1 protein-coding gene is annotated in these 209 nt (G+C 52.6%); it reads left to right on the top strand.

Annotated features, from left to right (window positions below):
• Nucleotides 1-209: hypothetical protein (locus G9G53_RS26150; protein ID WP_165150928.1), on the top strand; the 209-nt coding region annotated here is incomplete at both ends.

Genomic DNA, 209 nt, shown 5'->3' with positions numbered 1-209 from the left:
CATCAGGAACTGGACAGCCGGATTACGCTGCGTGAGGTGTTCCAACACTTTACGATTGAGCAGCAAGCCCAGCTCATAGCTACGCACGGCACAGACACCTATACGGTGATCCCTGCGGCGGCGAAACAGGCATACTACCCGGTTTCCTCGGCTCAAAAAAGACTGTACATTTTGAGCCATCTGGAAGGTGGGGATCTCAGCTACAATAT

The sequence above is a fragment of the Paenibacillus sp. EKM206P genome (assembly GCF_011066155.1).
Lineage (GTDB): Bacteria > Bacillota > Bacilli > Paenibacillales > Paenibacillaceae > Paenibacillus > Paenibacillus polymyxa_D.
Note: the sequence above shows the minus strand (reverse complement) of the source record. Positions and strands in the feature narration are given on the sequence as shown.